This is a genomic window from Paenibacillus sp. NRS-1760, from assembly GCF_050467785.1.
Classification (GTDB): domain Bacteria; phylum Bacillota; class Bacilli; order Paenibacillales; family Paenibacillaceae; genus Pristimantibacillus.
This window is the reverse complement of record NZ_JBITPK010000009.1, coordinates 21,283-41,066: the sequence shown is the minus strand read 5'-3', so window position 1 is coordinate 41,066 and position 19,784 is coordinate 21,283. Positions and strand designations below refer to the sequence as shown.

At 42.9% G+C, this 19,784-nt stretch carries 16 protein-coding genes; 6 read left to right on the top strand and 10 right to left on the bottom strand.

Annotated elements, in window-relative coordinates; genetic code table 11:
* Position 1: 1 nt before the first annotated feature.
* Positions 2-913 (bottom strand): Gfo/Idh/MocA family protein, encoded by a 912-nt coding sequence (locus tag ACIFSR_RS09985; protein WP_430057162.1) that lies wholly within the window; start codon positions 911-913, stop codon positions 2-4.
* Positions 914-1,207: 294 nt separating this feature from the next.
* Here ACIFSR_RS09985 and ACIFSR_RS09980 point away from each other — a divergent pair, with 294 nt between their 5' ends.
* The 3 genes from ACIFSR_RS09980 (at position 1,208) to ACIFSR_RS09970 (ending at position 4,628) form a co-directional block, all read left to right on the top strand.
* Positions 1,208-1,957 (top strand): DNA-binding response regulator, encoded by a 750-nt coding sequence (locus ACIFSR_RS09980; protein ID WP_430057160.1) that lies wholly within the window; start codon positions 1,208-1,210, stop codon positions 1,955-1,957.
* Between the two features lie 799 nt (positions 1,958-2,756).
* Positions 2,757-3,722: an ATP-binding protein gene (locus ACIFSR_RS09975; protein ID WP_339207162.1), complete on the top strand. Its 966-nt coding sequence runs from the start codon at positions 2,757-2,759 to the stop codon at positions 3,720-3,722.
* A gap of 27 nt (positions 3,723-3,749) precedes the next feature.
* Positions 3,750-4,628, top strand: a complete 879-nt coding sequence (locus ACIFSR_RS09970; protein WP_430057158.1) for a tetratricopeptide repeat protein — start codon at positions 3,750-3,752, stop codon at positions 4,626-4,628.
* Positions 4,629-4,677: 49 nt separating this feature from the next.
* On the opposite strand, the gene ACIFSR_RS09965 is transcribed toward ACIFSR_RS09970, so the two are convergent.
* From ACIFSR_RS09965 to ACIFSR_RS09935, 7 genes are all read right to left on the bottom strand, one after another.
* Positions 4,678-5,700: an S-layer homology domain-containing protein gene (locus ACIFSR_RS09965; protein WP_430057156.1), complete on the bottom strand. Its 1,023-nt coding sequence runs from the start codon at positions 5,698-5,700 to the stop codon at positions 4,678-4,680.
* A 165-nt stretch (positions 5,701-5,865) separates the two neighbouring features.
* Positions 5,866-7,308, bottom strand: coding sequence for a nicotinate phosphoribosyltransferase (locus ACIFSR_RS09960; protein ID WP_430057154.1), 1,443 nt, complete (start codon positions 7,306-7,308; stop codon positions 5,866-5,868).
* A gap of 138 nt (positions 7,309-7,446) precedes the next feature.
* Complete coding sequence (locus ACIFSR_RS09955) at positions 7,447-8,046, bottom strand: response regulator transcription factor (RefSeq protein WP_339207155.1); 600 nt, start codon at positions 8,044-8,046, stop codon at positions 7,447-7,449.
* Between the two features lie 31 nt (positions 8,047-8,077).
* Positions 8,078-9,196 carry a sensor histidine kinase gene (locus ACIFSR_RS09950; protein ID WP_339207154.1) on the bottom strand — a complete coding sequence of 373 codons (1,119 nt, stop codon included), beginning with the start codon at positions 9,194-9,196 and terminating at the stop codon, positions 8,078-8,080.
* 155 nt (positions 9,197-9,351) lie between these two features.
* Complete coding sequence (locus ACIFSR_RS09945; protein ID WP_339207152.1) at positions 9,352-10,407, bottom strand: fatty acid desaturase; 1,056 nt, start codon at positions 10,405-10,407, stop codon at positions 9,352-9,354.
* Positions 10,408-10,653: 246 nt separating this feature from the next.
* Positions 10,654-11,886 (bottom strand): aminopeptidase, encoded by a 1,233-nt coding sequence (locus ACIFSR_RS09940; protein ID WP_339207151.1) that lies wholly within the window; start codon positions 11,884-11,886, stop codon positions 10,654-10,656.
* 96 nt (positions 11,887-11,982) lie between these two features.
* On the bottom strand, positions 11,983-12,588 hold the full coding sequence (locus ACIFSR_RS09935; RefSeq protein WP_339207148.1) for a TetR/AcrR family transcriptional regulator: 606 nt from the start codon (positions 12,586-12,588) through the stop codon (positions 11,983-11,985).
* Between the two features lie 156 nt (positions 12,589-12,744).
* On the opposite strand from ACIFSR_RS09935, the gene ACIFSR_RS09930 reads away from it, so the two are divergent.
* Positions 12,745-13,632, top strand: coding sequence for an ABC transporter ATP-binding protein (locus tag ACIFSR_RS09930; RefSeq protein ID WP_339207147.1), 888 nt, complete (start codon positions 12,745-12,747; stop codon positions 13,630-13,632).
* The gene (locus ACIFSR_RS09925) at positions 13,632-14,444 is read left to right on the top strand and encodes an ABC transporter permease subunit (protein WP_430057150.1); all 813 of its coding nucleotides are present in this window, start codon (positions 13,632-13,634) and stop codon (positions 14,442-14,444) included. Before ACIFSR_RS09930 ends, ACIFSR_RS09925 begins: the two co-directional genes overlap by 1 nt.
* A 521-nt stretch (positions 14,445-14,965) precedes the next feature.
* Here ACIFSR_RS09925 and ACIFSR_RS09920 read toward each other — a convergent pair.
* Together ACIFSR_RS09920 and ACIFSR_RS09915 are read right to left on the bottom strand one after the other, a co-directional pair.
* Complete coding sequence (locus ACIFSR_RS09920) at positions 14,966-16,786, bottom strand: response regulator (protein WP_430057148.1); 1,821 nt, start codon at positions 16,784-16,786, stop codon at positions 14,966-14,968.
* Positions 16,787-16,861: 75 nt separating this feature from the next.
* Positions 16,862-17,458 (bottom strand): sensor domain-containing protein, encoded by a 597-nt coding sequence (locus tag ACIFSR_RS09915; protein WP_339207144.1) that lies wholly within the window; start codon positions 17,456-17,458, stop codon positions 16,862-16,864.
* Positions 17,459-17,702: 244 nt separating this feature from the next.
* Between ACIFSR_RS09915 and ACIFSR_RS09910 the strand changes: the two genes are divergently transcribed.
* Entirely contained in the window at positions 17,703-19,706 is a 2,004-nt protein-coding gene (locus ACIFSR_RS09910) for a serine hydrolase (RefSeq protein WP_430057146.1), read from the top strand.
* Positions 19,707-19,784: the final 78 nt, after the last annotated feature.

Below are 19,784 nucleotides of genomic sequence, written 5' to 3'. Positions count from 1 at the left end.
TTTATTCCAGCATCTTCATTAGCAGCTTTTGTGATTCCAGAGCTTCTTCACCATTCACGCTTGGACTCTTATCTTGTACGATACATTGAATGAAGTGAAGAACAGCATCCTCAAAACCTCGTTGTTTCAGAGTCGTTTGCCAAGATGGCGGCAACGTTTGTGTTACTGTATCGTCACGCTCTACTTCGAGCAAACTCATATTTTTCACACGAATAATTTCGCCTGACGATACAATTTCGAGCTGCTCCAAGTTCGTTCCTGCGTGTCGGTGCATCGCAGTCGATAACGTGTAACCGCCGAGTGTACTGTAGTGATGCTGTGTATAAAGCAGCTGATTATGCTCGTTAACATTAACGACGCCGTCAATCACAGTCGCCTTCCCATCTGCAAGCCAGCGTGCTGTATCAACTACATGCAAATAATCGTCCAGCATCGTAAAATCTGCGGATTGCGGACCAACTGAATTCGTCCGATGTTTCTCCATCCGAATCCATGCCGTATCCGTCATTCGGTCCTTTGCTTCTATGTATAAAGGGGAAAAACGACGGTTAAAGCCAACCATCAGCTTCCTGCCTAACTTTTCTGCGAGCTCCGCAAGCTGCTCTGCCTGATGCAAAGTAGCTGCCAGCGGTTTATCCACATATACATCCTTACCCTGTTTGAGCAGAGTTGACACTACTTCATAATGAGTATCAGTAGCGCTATGTACAAAAACAGCATCGCAGCGGTCAGCCAGCTCGAGTAAGCTTCCATAGGATGAAATTCGGTACTGCTCGCAAATTACTGCACGCTTCTCTGCATTAGGTGAAAAAGCACCAACAAAATTCCAGTCTATAGCTTTCGATAATATAGGAAGATAGGCCTTTTGTGCAATTCCTCCAAGTCCAACCATACCAATACGCGGTTTGGTCATTTTCAACCACCTCTTCATAAGTTTCATTATTAACAGGATTACATCAAGCTATTAGCAATAAACCATTTAACTCGCTCCTTAAACTATACACTTATTTGCGTGGGCTGGCATTTGAATACGAAAATTATAGTACCTGATAAATAAATCCAGCTACTCATCCGAATAGATTGTTTAAGTCTAGTGACAGTTGAACGCTGCTCGATTACAATTAATTTAGGTGAAGCACACCGCTCGTACTTCGGACATTTGTTCGTGGTCGGGCGGTGTTTTTTTATTTTATGAGGATGGGGTGGGATGTTACGTATGGTGAATCGTTTTGTATCTGTTAGTGGGAATGAAGGTGGATTGGTTCATTTGGACACAGTGAAACAAGCATACACGATGTGGATTGCGATGCATTCTGAACTGCGCAAAACTAAGAGTGAACGCAGACGCCGATTAGAAGAGCGCGATGATCATGGTGAGCAGCTATTTGCAATTCATATATGGTGGCCTGTACTCGGGAGCTTTGACTATTTGCATCCTGAATATGAGATCAATGATTATCGCGATGGCAGCCGCTTTCTCGACTTTGCTTATGTTCGACCACCATATCGAATTTCTATCGAAATTGACGGATACGGGCCGCATCACAAACAAGCGTCTCGACGAAAATTTTCAGATGATCGCTTTCGCCAAAACCAGCTTGTGCTGGATAACTGGATTGTAGTGCGTTTCTCCTATGACGACATCGGTGAGCGGCCTAGACAATGCCAGCAGTTTCTTCAACAGTTGCTCGGAAAATTGTATGGTCTCGGAAGCTCCGAAAAGTTGGCTCTACCGTTACCTGCATCCTATCGAGAATTCCTAAGATGGGGACAGCAACGTGAGCGGGGATCAACCTTTACTCCCAAGGAAGCGCAGCATCTTCTAGGTGTCAGCCACTGCACAGCACGTAAATACTTGCAGCATCTGCTGCAGCAAGGACTGCTCGAGCAAGCATCTGGGCATAAACGCATACGCACCTACCGCATATCGTCGAAAGTTGCTCAATTGATTATATAAACCTAGAAATAATAAACACATTAGCTCACTACTAACAATTGTGCATTTGAGGCATATTGGAGGACTAGTTATGAAAATTAGGCTAGTTTTTAGTTCTATTAGTGCGAATTTGCTCTGCTTGGCGGAAATAGTGCTAATTTCTAGAGCTATTCCCAACAGCATTGTCCATTTAAGGCATATTCGAGGATAAGTATTGAAAATTAGGCTAGTTTTTAGTTCTATTTTTGCGAGTTCGGTCGGTTTGGCGGAAATAGAGCTAATTTCTAGTGCTATTCCCAACGACTTCGTGCATTTGAAGCATATTGGCGAACAAGTTATGAAAATTAGACTAGTTTTTAGTTCTATTTTTGCGAATTTGGTCAGTTTAGCGGAAATAGAACTAATTTCTAGTGCTATTCCCAACACCATTGTCCATTTGAGGCATATTGGAGGACTAGTTATGAAAATTAGACTAGTTTTTAGTTCTATTTGTGCGAATTTGGTTAGTTTGGCGGAAATAGTGCTAATTTCTAGTGCTATTCCCAACGACTTCGTGCATTTGAAGCATATTGGAGAACAAGTTATGAAAATTAGGCTAGTTTTTAGTTCTATTAGTGCGAATTTGCTCTGCTTGGCGGAAATAGGGCTAATTTCTAGAGCTATTCCCAACAGCATTGTCCATTTGAGGTGTATTGGAAGTTGAATCCATAAAATTCACAAGAGAAATGCTACTCTATTACATTTCTATATAAAAACACACTGTAAACTCTCAAAATTTGGTACACTAGTAGCAAATTTGTTTTAAAAAAGGATGATGACCATGTCCGATCATAACGACCGTGATGATCTTGCTGATCGACGCCGCAGTAAGCTGAAGGTGCTTCGATTTGATAATAACGGTAAAGATTTAGTTGAATCCGAAAAGCCTGATGAAACCTTTGCGGACGTAGGCGGGCTTGAGGATGTTAAGAAAAAAATACGCATGAATTTCATATTGCCATTGAAGCAGCCTGAGCTGTTTGCAGCCTACGGCAAAGAAGCGGGCGGCAGCCTTCTGCTCTACGGGCCTCCAGGCTGCGGCAAAACCTTTCTTGCGCGAGCGGTTGCTGGAGAAATAGATGCTAATTTCATGCACATTGAGCTGCAAGCTATTCTAGGCATGTACGTCGGTCAAAGCGAAAACAATTTGCATGACATTTTTGAGAAGGCTCGGGAAAATAAACCATGCGTCATCTTTATTGATGAGCTTGACGCGATGGGCGGCAGCCGCAATCAGATGCGTCAACATCATGACCGCATACTCGTCAATCAGCTTCTGATGGAGCTTGATGGACTTCGTACGTACAATGATCAAGTATTTGTCATCGGTGCGACGAATACGCCTTGGTACCTTGACTCCGCGCTGCGCAGACCCGGAAGATTTAATCATATGATTTTTGTACCGCCGCCTGAAGAATCGGAGCGTACAACCATCCTGCAGCTAAAGCTAGCTGGAAAGCCGCTTTCCTCGCTTGATTTAAATAAAATCTCGAAGGAGACCAAACATTTCTCAGGAGCGGATCTGGAGCAAATCGTGAAGGATGCCGTTGAGAGCGCACTGGAGCGTACACTCGATATTGGAGAAATTCAGCCCATATCTCAGGACGATTTGAAAAAAGCTGCGAAAAACCGAAAGGCGACCACTCTCGATTGGTTTGCCACAGCCAAAAACTATGCTACGTTCAGCGATATTAATCAGGACTATCAAATCGTTCTCGATTATATGAAACAAAGCGGTTTGAAATAAATCCGATATAGCGAGGTAGACATAGTTATGATGGAAATAGAAGAAGAAATGACCAGTAAACGATACGAGCGAATACAACAGCTCATGGGTTGGAAAAAGTTTAAGGAAGCTTCTGTTGAGGCGCTTGCGCTAATTCAGGATACTCCAGAGGACCCCTATGCCTATGCACTGTTCGGGCAAGTTAGTCTATACATGGATAATCTGGATCAAGCCCTTCACTGGACCGAACAATCGCTTCAACGTGACCCGGAAAATGAATTAGCCTGGTTTGTTCGCAGCAATGCTTTTTATTCGATGGAAAATTGGAAAGCAGCCTTGGAATCGATTGCCGAAGGACAGCGAATTGATCCTTATGAACCACATTATTATTTCTTGCTGGCTAACATATACAATAAAACGAGAAGGTATGAAGAAGCCCGGGATTTGCTATTGAAAGGACTTGAAATCTCTCCTGAAAATTCATTGTATCTCGCTAATTTAAGCTATAACGAAGCGTTGTTGAATCATTTTGCCGAATCAAAAATGCTGGCTAATCAAGCTTTGCGGCTTGATGTCGAGTCTGATATGGTTTACTTATATTTGGCATGGTCAGCAGAAAGACGGAACGATTACAATGATTATCTGCTCATGCTCAAGAACGCGATTAGATTAGATCCTGAAGACAAACAAATTCGTCAGGAGTTTCTCGAAGGATTGCAAAAAAATTATAAATTTTATCGTATCATGCTTTTGCCGGGAAATCTCTTGAAAAAGCTAAAGCCCTGGCAGGTTCTTCTCATTTGGATTGTGATTTGGATTGTCTTTAAGCCGCTCGTTATATTATTTATTATTCTTTATGTCGCGACGCACTGGATTACAAGGCTGCTCGTCCATGTAAAAGTGTTTGGCTGGAAACGAAGAAGGTGAGCAGCCTGTGCTCACCTTCTTTTTCACTCAAATCGATGCCATGCCTATATTATTTAAGCACAATATCCAGCCGCATAATCGTTATATAAGCTTGTTGACGCGTATACGTGCCTTTTGGGCTGAATTTATTGTTTCCAATGCCTTTCATGACATCATGCATCGACACAAAATCAACGCTCGGCTTAGCCCAGCTTGCTATGATGCTGTTGTCTGCAAATGCCGAAGCGTCAGCTGGAACCTTATAGCCAAGCACCTTTGCTGTGTTCGTAAGCATGACCGCTGCTTCTTGCCTCGTGATGCTTCCGCTTGGATCAAACTTCCCATTTCCTTTACCTTTGACGATACCCATCAAATAAGCAGCTACTACTTCTTTAACCTTCGTATCCGTAAATGGATTATCGCTCAGGACAACTTGTTTTTCTGCTAAAATTTCATCAATCGTTTGGCTTTTCTCCACTTCAAGCAGTCTAATAATAATTTTCGCGAAATCTGCACGTGTGATTAGCTTCTTGTAGTTGTTTTGCAGCTCCGCTGGAATGAGCCCGGCTGATATCGCTTCATCTACCTCTATCTTTGCCCAAGCATCAGGTTGATCGCCTACTGCTGCACTCGTGTCAATCTTAAAGAAGTAGCTTGCCCTGTCGCCTGTTGCCTCATCTAAGATGAACAATTCATAATAGGGAACGCCATACTCAAAGGTTACTGTTCCCGTCGTATTAGCGGGTAAAGCATTTACGAGCTCCTTCTTGCCGTTTATCGTCCAAGGTACTGGACTCGAAACCAAAACACCATTTACCAAGCTATAACCAAATACAACAACGCTAGTATCAACCTTTGCTGTATAGTTAAGAACTGCTTTTTCTGGAACGAGTATCGAAGTAATTGTAACATCCTTATATACATCTCCTAGATCGTTGAACGTTAGCGTCTCTTTCACTTCGCCCGATTTCTTCGAAATCGAATATGTATACTTATCCTTCGAAATCTCAGCTGCAGCAGCTGGCATTACGAATGAAAACGTCATTAAGCAGATTGTCAGCCATATCAAAACAGCTTTTCCCCTTCTTTTCATACCAGTACCTCCATGTTTAATGAAATGTATCTGCTATTAATTCAACAATACCAGTGGATTTCCCTTCATTTTCGACAAAACCGCTGCTTATAAAACCTATACAATAAATAGCAAAAGACATTTGTGCACTTACAGTGCGGCAAATGTCCTTCATTCATACTGTTGCTATTGTTGGTGCTTCTGTATCAATTTCCGCTTTAGCTCCCACGTCGCTTCACTTAAATTAACGCGGTACGCTTCCGCATTGAGCTTACGCAAATATTGCGGCCAAAATAGTTCAAATTGTCCCTTATGATAGCTTCGAATTTGATCTAAGCTCGGCATATCATATACTAATTCGCCATCTACAAAAATCGGCTTTAATAATGTTATCGCCTCATAATGAGTAATAAATTTATGGATATAAGAATGAACTGGGTCAAACAGTTTAATTCGCTCTCCCCTGTTTACATGCTGCTCATCTCTCAGCGTAATATAATCTGCTTCTGCTTTTCCAGTTGATGTGTTAATGATTCGGTAAAGCTGCTTGAAACCCGGTGTCGATATCTTCTCTGGATTAGCTGAAATTTTGATAACCGGCTCGTAACTGCCGTTTTTCTCACGCGCAACAAGCTTGTACACACCCCCGAGTGAAGGCTGATCCGCTGCGGTAATCAGCTTCGTACCGATACCCCATACATCAATCTTTGCGCCTTGCGACTTTAGGTTAGAAATAATAGCTTCGTCCAAGTCACTGGAGGCAACGATATTCACATAAGGCAGGCCAGCTTCATCGAGCATTTTCCGCGCCATTTGTGATAAATACGCTAAATCGCCGCTATCAAGGCGGATCGCATTCATTCGTTTACCCTGGCTCTCTAGCATATGGGCGATCTTAATCGCGTTGGGAACTCCGCTTTTGAGCGTGTTGTACGTATCTACCAGCAGAGTTACATAGTCAGGCAGCGATTCCGCATAAGCTCGAAATGCTTCCTCCTCCGTATCATGCCCCTGCACCCAAGAATGGGCATGCGTGCCTTTGGCAGGAATGCCAAACAGCATGCCAGCCCTCATATTAGACGTCGCATGGAAGCCCGCAATATAAGTAGCTCTTGCTCCCCAAACCGCTGCATCTGCCTCTTGCGCACGCCTCGTTCCGAACTCAAGCAATACGTCATCTGGAGCAACCTGCTTAATTCGAGCAGCCTTCGTCGCGATCAACGTCTGATAGTTCATCATATTGAGGATAGCCGTTTCTATGAGCTGTGCTTCAAATACGCGTGCCTCAACGCAGAACAATGGTTCATTCGCAAAAACGAGCGTTCCTTCCTCTACCGAATAAATATTGCCTGTAAACCGGAAGCTGCGCAGCTCATCAAGAAACTCCTCTTTGTAGTTCTCTTCTTGCGTACGCAAATATGTAATTTCCTCTTCTCCGAAATGAAGAGATTGAATGTATTCCACAATTCTCTCCAAACCTGCGAATACAGCAAAGCCATTATTAAAGGGAAGCTTTCGGAAATACGCCTCGAATACAACCCTCTCATCTTTGCTTCCTTGCTGCCAATGCGCGTACATCATATTTATTTGGTACTTATCTGTATGAAGTGTCAAATTTGTATAACTCATCCCATTAACTCCCTTCCCTAGTACTCTCTCCAATACCCGTTCCTTTAACTCTTGTAAACAAAAAAAGCGCCGTTGAGATCGAATAACTCCGCTCAATAACGCATCATATTTTCACTTCGGTGCTCTTGTACTGGTACATTATTTGAACCAGCCCTTTTCTTTAAACCGAGTAATTGCCTCGATGCGGTTGCTGACGTCAAGCTTATCAAGAATGACAGATATATAGTTGCGAACGGTACCTGTCGTAATAAACAGCTCGCTTGCAATTTCCTTCGTGTTTTTCCCGTCTGCTACGAGCACAAGCACTTCCTTCTCACGCTCTGTTAACGGATTTTCTTGTCCGTATGCCTCATCTACAAGCTCCGATGCGAAGATCCGTCGTCCAGCCATCACGCTGCGAATCGAATTTGCAAGCTCCTCGCTTGGGCTGTCCTTGAGCAAATAGCCGCTAACTCCCGCTTTGAGAGCACGCTCAAAGTAACCGGATCTTGCAAATGTCGTCAAAATAATGACTTTGCAGCCCTGTCCCTTCAGCTCCTCAGCAGCATCAAGCCCAGTCTTGGCCGGCATTTCTATATCCATAATACAAATATCAGGCTTGTGCTCATGCACAAGACTTATGGCATGTTCTCCATTGCTTGCTCTTCCGACGACCTTCATATCCTCTTCCAAGTCAAGCAAGGAAGCGAGGGCGCCCAGCAGCATGCGCTGATCCTCGGCAATGACGATTCTGATCATATTATCCCTCAATCCCCTTTTCAGCTAATCATTACATTTGTTTAATAACGTTTGGCACTTTAATAATGAGCGTCGCTCCATCATTCGAAATGATATCTAGGCTTCCATTCACGAACTCAAGACGCTCCTTCATGCCTTGAAGACCATGGCCTCCATAGTTTCTAGCTTCCTCAGGAATTCCTACACCATTGTCCTGCACCTTCAGCAACAGCTCTGTACGCGATGATTGAATCGTTACGGTGCACGTCGTTGCTCCGCTGTGCTTGACAACATTCGTTACCGCTTCCTTCAAACACATGCTGAGAACATTTTCAGTGAGCAAATTCGCAGTACCAAGCTTCAATTCTCCCACGAGCTCGAATTCAATTTCGGCAGCCTTCAAAATCTGCTTTACCCGAAACATTTCATCCTCAATTCTCGTCCCGCGCATCTGCGTAACCATTTCCCGCACTTCTTTAAGCGCGGTTCTCGCCGTCTGGCGAACATCATTGATTTCCGCTTGGGCTTGCGCTGGGTTCTTGACCATCAGCTTGCCGGCGAGGTCGCTCTTCAAACCGATTAGCGACAGCTTCTGTCCCAGCGTATCATGCAAATCACGTGCGATTCGCTGCCTCTCCTCAAGCTTTACAAGTTCCGATATCCGCTTATTCGCGTCCTCAAGCTGCCCTTCGAGCTGCCCCTGCTTGTTTTTGTTGTACGTGTTGAAGGGAAGCAGAATAACGACGATGAGACTGATGAGTATGAACGGAAACTGTGTAAAAAACAACGTGTTCTGTGTAGCAAATCCGTAATTGACCGTTACGAACGTACTGACAATATGAATCGTATACAAAGTAAAAAATCCAGCTCGATTCTGAATATGTCCGATAAAAAAAGCTAGAAATATCGAAAAATAAACATAACTGAACAATAAGGTCATCGCAATCGATATAATAATTTGCACACTGGTCCAGAAATACACTAGCCAGCCCTTAGACACAAACGATAGCCGGTAACAAATAAAAAACAAAATAATCATGATGATACCGGATACGGCTTCATAAGGGGAAGACGAACGAAAAATAAAATAAAAAGGCAAAATACAGAAGACGACCCACACATATGGGCTTAGACCTGTGTTTTTCTGAAAAATCTGATACCACTTGTTCATGGTCGTCCATCCTTTATCCCATGCCATACGATGGTGATGATTATTTTATAATCATTTTAGCATATACAACATTTCAAGTATTTATTTTCCTTGATGCTGTATGCACTAGAAGCCAGCCTGTAAGGGCATGGCTTCTGGTGTATGTTTAAATGGAGTTATTTAAATTTCAAGCTTGCTTGTGTCGCTTTTATTTTCTCAGATGATGCTTTTGCTTTACGAAGACGATGCTTGATCCCTTTGAAGCTGACAAATTTTTTGTCTGATTCATCCCAAAGACGGAACTGGAGCGATTCTAAGCTTTCGCTGATCGTAATCGTCGTCGCTTTGTGAAGCGGCGGCGTTGCATTATGCGCTTTTTCCAAGTTATAGTTCGGAACCTTTGGGCTCAAATGATGAACGTGGTGGAAGCCGATGTTGCCTGTAATCCATTGCAGCACTTTAGGCAGCTTGTAGTAAGAACTTCCGTCAACGGCAGCTTTCACATAACTCCACTCGTCTTCATTCTCAAAATAAGAATCCTCAAATTGATGCTGTACATAAAACAACCATATGCCGAGCAGACCCGATACAAAAAACACAGGACCTTGAACAAGCAGGAATGCTTGCCAACCGATTGCCCAGATAAGCAGCGCGTAAGAGCCTACGATCAAAGCATTTGTTAAATAAGTGTTCATCCGTTCCTTGCGTCTAGCACCTTTAATATTAAAGCGGTATTGAATAAGGAAAACACCGATTGGACCAAGTCCAAACATAACTAGCGGATGACGATACATACGATATGCAAACCGGCGCATAAGCGGCGCTGCTGCGTATTCTTCCACTGTTAAAATCCACAAATCGCCAACGCCCCGTTTATCGAGGTTGCTGCTTGTTGCGTGATGGATAGAATGTGAATTTTTCCACTGTCTATAAGGGACAAGCGTAATGACGCCTGTAATTGTACCTATGATATCGTTTGCTTTTTTGCTTTTGAAAAACGATCCGTGACAACAGTCATGAAAGATGATGAATGTACGAATGACGAAACCAGAAGTAAGCAGCACCAACGGAGCAGTAAGCCAGTACGATATGGAAAGACTATAGTAAGAGGCATACCAGAGCAGAACGAGTGGCACTAAGGTGTTAATAAGCTGTCTGATACTCGACTTTAAATCCGTTTTCTCAAATGGGGCAACTTCTTTTTTCAAGTGAGCATGTTTAAGCTCTGTCATCGCATTTTCCTCCTCAATATGACGCTTGGAGAGTATCCCGGACGTCTAACGCAGTATTCTAACTTTATTGTAAAGAAAACTGTCAGGTCATTGTAGTCATAAACGTCAATACGATGGCATGACATTTGTCATATAGCCATCTGGGAAGTTGTCTTATTTATGTAAAAGAACCCATAAAACAGAAAGAAGCTACCCGGGAAGAAGCATTCGCTTCTTCCCAGATAGCTCTTTATTTGCTAACCCTAATTAAATAGCCCAATTTCCTTTACGGAAAATAGGGACAACCTTTCCATCCTTCGTGATGCCATCGATATCCATTTCAGCTGAGCCGATCATAAAATCATTATGCGTGATGCTGGCATTTACGCCATTCTCAGCAAGCTCTTCTGGTGACATCGACTTGCCGCCCTCAATATTGAAAGCATAACCGCTGCCGATTGCCAGGTGATTAGATGCATTCTCATCAAACAACGTATTATAGAACAAGATGTTGGACTGTGAAATCGGTGACTCATGCGGAACGAGCGCAACCTCGCCTAGGTAATGCGCGCCATCATCAATGTCTACGAGCTTCTGCAAGATGTCTTGCCCTTCTTCAGCCTCTACCTTCACAATACGTCCGGCTTCAAACGTCAGCTTGAAACGATCGATAATGTTGCCGCCATAGCTTAACGGCTTCGTGCTGGATACATAACCGTTTGCGCCTGTTTTTAGCGGAACTGTAAACACTTCCTCGGTCGGCATATTCGCCATGAAAGGAATGTTGTTAATGTTCGTGCTGCCTGCAGCGACCCAAATATGCTTCTCTGGCAATTCAATCGTAAGATCCGTGCCAGGAGCCGTATAATGCAATTTGTGAAAACGGTTCTGGTTGAGCGTCTCGCCCTTGCTGTGAAGGTTCGCATTATGCTCTTCCCACGCTTTGACAGGGTTCTCAGCATGCAAACGAACCGATTCAAAAATAGCTGTCCACAGCTTTTGGGCCGCTTCCTCTTCCCCTGCATCCGGGAATACCTTCGCTGCCCATTGCTTGCTCGCTGCAGCAACTACTGTCCAGCTCACCTTATCCGATTGAATAGCTCTGCGGAACTCCTGCAAGCCTTGGCCAGATGCCTTCTGGAAGCTGGAAATACGTCCTGAATCGATGCCTTTCAGCAAATCTGGGCTTGATGAAACGATTGAGATAAATGCTGCTCCGCGTTCCACAAAGGAGTTGCGTTTTGCCGTTTCCCATTCGGGGTAACGCGCAAATACTTCGTCTGCTGCTTGCTCATATTTTAATCTGGACAATGAATCGTCAGTCCATTCCACATGGACGTTGCTCGCGCCTGCTTCATAGGCTTTGCCGGCTACAAGTCTAACGAGTGCTGCTTGATCGACAGCTCCTGTAACGAATACCTCTTGGCCCTGCTGTACGTTCACTCCAATTTTTACAATCAACTCTGCATACGTATCTAAATGATGTTCAAATCCACTCATGATCTCGTATTCTCCCTTCATTCATACCTCTATGTACAAACATGCTGCAGCCTAAATTGTATCGAATATACAAGCCCATAGTCAAATAACATGGACCTACGAATTAGACTCTGGTTCAGAGCTGCAAATACCATAAAAGAAGAGATGAATAAACTCATCAAGAAAATCGTCTACTTGTTCGCTTTGCTGCGCCAAATCAAGGAACATGTGGGATTGCGCTTTTAGCATATTGATATAAGCGATAATGGTCGGAGTCGAAACCTTCTTCGAGATCTCGCCCTTCCTTTTCCCTTCTTCTACAAATTGTACGACGAGCGGCATTCCCTTTGTTCGATAAAGCTCTTCAATATATTGATTCGTTTCGTCATCAATCAGGAACTGTGTGAAAAATTCAGGAGTAAAGGCGCGATAAGCTTCCTTATCTACAAAAACGATATATTGAATGATCTCCTTTAAGGAGTGATCACCTTGAATGAATGTTTCAAAATCGGTAATGCTCTTATCAATAAATTGTTTGAACACCTCGCTAAGCAGTGCTTCCTTACTGCCGAAATAATTGTAAATCGTCACTTGAGATACTTCAGCTTCCGCTGCAATATCGGCGATTCGTATTTTTTTTGGCTCCCACGTCTTGAGCATGTCTAAAACCGTCTTCTTAATCTTCTCCTTGATTAATTCCTTCCTTCTCTCGAAACCGTTCATACTGCCTCCTGCAATCAAGTCTATTTTAATTCAATGAAATTATAGCACATCTATATTTCATAACCCATTGACTTCTAACCCTAACGAAATTATCATAAATAATGAAATCAAATAATAAAATAATTTCATAATTACAAATGCGGGGTGCAGCGGTATATGTTAATCGTTGAGGGGCTGACTAAGCTTTTTCGGAATGGCCGCGGCATTACAGATGTGTCATTCACGGTAAACAAAGGTGAAGTGTTCGGTTTTTTGGGCCCTAATGGTGCAGGCAAATCGACGACTATTCGTCACATTATGGGTTTTATGAAGCCGGATCATGGACGCGTATCCATAAAGGGACTCGATACCTGGGCGAAACAAGGAACGGTGCAGAAGTTTGTTGGCTATTTGCCTGGGGAAATCGCTTTTATCGAAGGAATGACAGGAAAAGCTTTCCTTGAATTTCTCTCCTCTATGCAGAGAGTGGACAGCTCAGCCAAACGCCGGAGCCTAATCGAACGGCTGCAATTCGACGTCAACACGCCGATTCGGAAGATGTCCAAAGGCATGAAGCAAAAAGTCGGAATTGTCGCCGCATTCATGCATGATCCCGAATTAATCATTCTCGATGAACCTACCTCCGGTCTCGATCCTCTCATGCAACAGACATTTATTGAGCTTGTTCTCGAAGAGAAGGCGAAAGGAACGACCTTTCTGATGTCTTCCCATAGCTTTACCGAAATCGAGCGAACCTGCGACCGCGCCGCCATAATAAAGGACGGGAAAGTGATGACCGTCAAAAACATACATGAGCTTCAGTCCATGCAGCGCAAGCTGGTTGAGATTGTTTTCGAGCAAGCCACAGATGCTCATCTGTTCGTGTTATCGGGCACAGTGCCTATCGAATCACACGATGGCAGACGGGTCACAGTCGCCGTGCAGGGCAATTATAACGAGCTGATTCGAGAGACGGCCAAATACCCTATTCGCAGTCTCGATATCACCGCACAAAATCTTGAGGACGTATTCATGCACTATTATGACCGGAAGGAGCTCGCCTGATGAACGCTCCCCTTTTCAAACAAATGATGAAGATCAATCTTAAAGGAATAAGCAACTACGCCTTCGGCTCGGCCTTCTACATTTTGCTCATGTTCTGGCTGTATCCCGGCATCGCGCAAAACACAGGAGCACTTAACGAGCTTATGTCGGCTCTGCCCGAGGGAATCGTCAATGCTTTTGGCGTTCAAGCCGGCTTCGGGAGCATGGAGGCCTTCATCTCTGGAGAGTATTACGGACTCATTTTGCCTCTTCTGCTCTCTATATTCAGCATCATGCTGTCTACGGGCCTAATGGCAAGGCTGGTGGATCAAGGCTCCATGGCTTATCTGCTGTCCACACCGACATCTCGACAGCGTATCGCCGCAACGCAAGCAAGTGTACTCGTCGCTGGACTGCTGCTGATTATGATCGTTACGACAGCTGCTGGTTTTATTGGCTATGCCTTGTTTATCGGTGATCGATACGAATTTGACGGTTCCCGCTTCATTTTATTGAATGTCATCGCATGGATGCTGTTCTTCGCAATAGGCGGCATTTCCTTCTTCATTTCTGCTCTCTCCAGCGACGAGAAGAAAGCACTAGGCATCTCGGGGGTTATTACGTTTGGCATGTTCGGATTCGATATGCTCGGCAAAATCAGCGAGAATATAGAATGGCTCCGTTTCGTCTCCCTCTTTTCATTATATAGGCCGAGTGAACTCGCGAGCGGCGGCGGTAACCCGATACTAGCCTCGGTCATTCTCTTTTTGATCGGTCTTGCTGGCTTTATGGCAGGCATCATCACATTCAGCAAACGAGATTTGCCATTGTAATGCCTCATTAAGTATTGATACAAGCAAAAAAAAGAGGAAGCCCGACTTTAAACTGGTACCTATAGACTGGATACTTTTAAAAAAGGTGTTCAGGCTGTGGGTACCTTTTTGTATACTGGAGTAAGTAACGGAGGGATTTCGTGAGTAAGAACGAGAAATCTTTGAGACAAACGGATTTAATGTAGAGGTAATTGGAATAAAACGTGTAGAGCAATGTGCTAACTGTTGGAAGAAAGCCTATGAAACGCTGGGATTATTGGATTGGCCGACTCTCGTAAAGAGAGTTCTCGACGTCCTCTAAAAAGGGAACTAAAGCAAGATGAAGTCATGGGCAAAGCCAAACTCGAACACCGAACCTTCCCTAACAAACTCCAAAGGGATTTCAAGCAGGGTGTTCCAGGGCTTGTTTTACTTACCGAAATCACCTATCTTCCATACGGACGCACAGAGATCGCCTATTTATCGACCATCTTCTTTTTTAACCCTAGTATTAGATCCCGTTATTAAATACCAACAACCATTCAATTCACTTTTAGAAAACCAGCTGCAACTACCTTTTGAACGGCCTCTTCACGATTACGTACATCCAACTTAAGGTATGCGGAAGAAGCATAGTTGCGTACTGTCCCGTCGGATAAATAGAGTTTTGAAGCTATCGTTTTGTAACGAAGTCCTTGTGCAACTAGCTGTAATATTTCAAGTTCTCTGGCTGTTAGGTCGTATGATTCCATTACAACCTTACTATCATGCTCGGTGATTGAACTACCCCTTTCCTCAAGCATCACTTCTGACTCGCCAAACAATTGATTAGATATAAATGGAGCAATAATCGTTCCTCCACGATAGACGAGACGTATCGTTTCAGCTAGCTCGCGTGGCTCCATAGACTTTAATAAATATCCATCTGCACCACTTCTCAGCACTTCCTTTGCTTTTTCCTTATCCTGAAAAGTAGTAAGAATAAGAACGCGGACAGCTGGCCAATTCTGTTTGATCAACTTAGTTGCTTCTATTCCGTCTCTATTCGGCATATCCAAATCCATTAGAACGACATGCGGCTGTAACTGCTCGCAATATTCTGTAGCCTTTACCCCATCTTCAGCCATTCCAACGACAAGCAAATCACGCTGACCTTCTAACAACGTTTTTAGACTTTCTCTTATGAAAGGTTGGTCATCAACTACTAACAATCGTATCATCTCGTTTGGCTGTGCCGTTTGCCTTGGTAACGTACACGTAACAACTGTGCCTTCACCAACTTCAGAATAGATTGACACTTGACCTTGAAGATTGCTTGCACGTTCTTTCATCGCCCTCAGTCCGAATCCATCCTGTAACACCGCTGTCCCAAGACCGTTATCTTGAACTTCAAGCCTTGTTTGTTGCTCCTCAAATTGAAGAAGGACAACAAGCTCTGTAGCTTGACCATGTCGTACAGCGTTTGTTAAAGATTCTTGTAAGCAACGATAAAGAGTAGTATGAGCTAGTTTAGTTATCGTTGTTTCTTCCCCCAATGTTCGAAAACGGACGACAACGTCAGAATTGAATTGAAATTCATCTACAAGTCCCTTCAAAGCTTCAACCAATGTTAATCGATCATGCGGTGTTTCTAGTTGATGTACAAACCCTCTGCCTTCATCCATACTTTTGCGTGCTAAGCGCAACAAAGCCTCTAGCTTTGTTTGACCCTCACTAGTCATAAGTTCCGTTCGAAGCGTCTCTAAACCCATAATGATAGACGCATAGGAATGGCCTAACGTATCGTGCAAGTCTTTCATAAGACGGCTGCGTTCTTCGCTTATGGTTACTTTTTCAATTTGAGATATATACTGCTCTAGTACTGCATTTTGATTACGAATAATTCCATTCTGCCGATGATTGACAACAAGTAGATGAAAAGCAAACCCAATTGTATAAGCAAGTCCTATATCTATAATCAAATCCAATAACACATGGTGCGCGGCAGCCGCATTAATGACAAGTGGAATAGCGAGAACCGTAATTGGGGCCGACCATCGATAAGATTGTTTTGCGCTGTTGGCTGCGATCATAAAGGCAGGAATCAAAAAAGTCGTATAAGCTTCAGGGAAGATCATACTTAAATATAAACTTATACCTCCAGAAAGTACCATTTCAGATACAAGATAATAGTTATAGTTAAACAGCAAACTAAGCCACGGGATAGAAAATGAGATAATCTGCCAAATTATCATTCCCCAAATCGGTATCGTTAATTGAGCTTGCTCATCTACCATTGCGGACATGACAGAAACACTAGCCAAAATCCGAAATAGAAGCAATATCCAATCATACCAAAACCATTGTTTGACTACATCAAACATGTGTAGCACCTCACCTAAACTTCATCCTTATTATACATAATAGTATAGAGTATTCACTCTCCTGACGCATCCTGTTTACGCAGAATCGCCAGATATCGCCCTAACCATGTATCGTGTATATCCTCCAATTGCTTGCGTGATACCTTTTCCTAACCACGCGCCAAAAAAGATAAGTACAATACCTGCTAACATAATGATTAAAGAATGTTCCAACGTATCAATCGTCATAAACATTATTTGAATATTCACGAATGGAACAAGTAAAGGCGCTGCAATAAAGGCAAGCGGCACAATATATAATATGACAGCGCAAAAAAGACTTATCCAGCCTACGACCAGCTTTAGCATTAACCAAAAAATAGCATTCCAGTTGCGTTGATCTAGAAGCTCTCGCTTAGCTTGAACCCATAACGATCCTTCCACTAGTAGTTCCACATCTTCCAACTCTATTGTTAGATCAGTATAAATTTTGGTTTGTGTACGTTCATATCGGACGAACTTCCGTGCTGAACGCATAACAAACGTTAATATCGGTATCCCAATTACCGTGAACGACATACCTAATCCAAATGTTAGAGTCACTAAATAGAAGCAAAAATAAAATAGACCTGAAATAAAAGTAAAGAACAAAAAGATTACATTTTGCAGGTTGTTTAACAATAGCTTTTTCAAAAGAAATGCACCTCCAGAGTTTTGTAATGCCCTTATATCCTCTGCAGTTTAAACGTCAAACCCTCTCTATTCCTAGTGTCAAAACGTCATATGACATGTAACATTGTTTATCTTAAGCAAGGAAACGAAAGGGATGACATAAGGTAACTTGTTAGAATGACACTCTTTTTGTGATACTCGTGAAGCAGTGTTATCCGTTTGACTTGTACGCTAGCCAACTACAAACACATAAGGAGAATGAATAGTGAATAACAAATTTCGCAAGGACAGTATCGTCGCTTTACTTTCATTTACAACTATATTTACAGCCTGCACGGCGCCCGTTTCCAATCGAGATACTAGTCCAGTCGCATCTCAGATATCGAATGAGGTCAGCACAAATATTAAGTTAAACCCACAAGAAATTGAGGACTTTATTGATCCTGTATTTGAAAATATGATGGAGAAATACAACGTGAATGGATCCAATTTTGTCGTTGTTCAAGATGGTAAAGTGCTCGTCAATAAAGGATATGGCTTTGCAGACAAAGAAAAGGAAATTGCTGTAGATAAAGATACTGTGTTTCAAATCGCATCTGTTTCAAAAACATTTACTGCTTTAGCTGCACTGCAACTCGTAGAAGGTGGGAAAATGGAGCTAGATCGAGATATTCAAGACTATCTCGGGGGAATGAAAGTACCTAACAAAACAAATACTCCGCTTACGTTATACAATTTGTTGACTTATACAGCAGGATTTGATTACCCGGATAAATCCCTCTTTTTAGACCCTAAATATGTCGATCAAGATATTCCGATGAAGGACTTTATGACAGAAAATATGCCTACAGTTGTTCGAAAACCTGGCGAAGCTTATACGTATGACAATTTTGCTTTTTTATTGGCTGGCTATGCGATTCAAAACGTAAGCGGTAAATCATACCCGCAGTATATGGAAGATAATGTGTTTAAACCGTTAGGGATGAATTCTACAAGCTCTCGATTTACGCCCGAGTTGCTGGGTAGAATGGCCACGCATTATGGACCGGATGGCAAACCTCATCCAGTATCTGGACATGCACCGACCGATGGCCCACATGGCAGTATTTTGTCAACGGGTGAAGATATGGCAAAATATTTGATCATGTTTCAGCAGGAGGGAATAGTTAACGGCAAGAAGATCATTAATGAAAAAACTGCGGAACAGATGCAAACCTACGCAGTATTTGCAGACAAATCAATTCCAATGACTACAGTTGGCGGGTTTGAGGGTTATCGCAATGATATTATGAATGGCCACCATGTTGTACTGAAAGGCGGGAACCTGCCTGGTCATCAGTCCTTGATTGTGCTGTTGCCGGAGAAAAACGTTTCCTTCTACATGTCCTATAATAATGATACGATGATGAGCTTAGAGGTATATGAAGCATTTATGGATCAGTATTTCCCTGACGAGAGAGAAGTAGAACAACCGAAGTACATTCCACTAAGCGAGAAGGATGCGGAGCAATATGTTGGCTCTTATTTGAACACAAGATTCTTTTTCTTGAATTCCAACTTCACTTACGGGGATGGCAACCTCATTATGGAGACAGGAACCAGTGGCAAACACACGTTAAAAATGATTCACCCACTGTTGTTTGAAGATGAAGCAGGCAACAAATTAGCTTTCAAAAAAGATCATCAGGGTCAGATTGAATATTTTTATTATACAAATCCCAATGGTCTTGATTTTGGTTCTGATGCGCGTAAGGTTCATATTAAGCCAGCATTCAATGATGTCCCTAATGATAGTGCATATTCGTCGTACATTAACAATTTACATGCGCGTGATGTCCTATTTGCCAAAGAGGGCAATAACTTTGAGCCAAGAGGCACAATGACACAAGGCGAGTTTATGGACGTCCTTATGATTGCTCATGGCTGGCATAGTTTTCCTGATATGATTGAAGGTCACAAGAAGCAAATGATAACTGGTATTCCTGATGTTGATAGAAATGCAGTCATTACAAGACAAACAGCTGCAACTATGATTCAAAATTTAAAACAAGCTAAGCTTGAGCGAGACATTAAGCTTACTGACGACACTGCTCCATGGGCTGTTGAAGGAATTAAAGCACTTATTTCCCAAGGCATTGCAGATCCCGATACAAAAGTAAACGAGGACGGTTCAGTTGACTTCCGTTCGCAAAAACCACTGCTTCGCCAAGAAGCAAGTGCCTTACTTGATCTTGCATTTGGATATTATGCTCTGCCACGTACACCTTAAGAAACAAATGTAACGATAATAATAGCGAAAAGGAGATGATTCCTCTGTGATCCATACGGAGTAGTAATTATCTCTTTT